Below are 357 nucleotides of genomic sequence, written 5' to 3'. Positions count from 1 at the left end.
TCCGGGCTTCGGCAGGGACAGCGCCTGGTCCCTTCACGCGCTATGGCCGGGCATTGGTCCAGCGGCGCGTTTGGCCGGTCTCTCCCTGATGCTGGAGCAACCGCGCCTGGCCGAGGATGGGCGGCTGGGCCTGGGCGGCGCAACGCGGGCCCACGCCCAGCCCGCCCGGGCACCGCGCGGTCCGCGTTGGCAGCAAGCCGGCTTCGACGACTGGACTGCCTTGCGCCTGGCAGTCGGCGCCGGCGCAGGGCTGCCCGGCGAAGCGGTGGACATGGTGTTGCTGCGCCCCGCGGCCTGGGAAGCGCCCCAGCTGGACGAAGTCCAGCAGGAACTGCTCTGGCAGGTGCGCGACCAGGA

The 357-nt window shown here is 73.7% G+C and carries 1 pseudogene; it reads left to right on the top strand.

What is annotated here, in order from left to right:
- Window positions 1-70: 70 nt before the first annotated feature.
- Window positions 71-357: pseudogene (locus KVT32_RS29175) on the top strand (SWIM zinc finger family protein); the annotation flags it as partial.

The organism is Achromobacter sp. GbtcB20, from assembly GCF_019091095.1.
Lineage (GTDB): Bacteria > Pseudomonadota > Gammaproteobacteria > Burkholderiales > Burkholderiaceae_B > Achromobacter > Achromobacter mucicolens.
The sequence above is the reverse complement of the archived record's forward strand: the minus strand, read 5'-3'. Positions and strand labels throughout refer to the sequence as shown.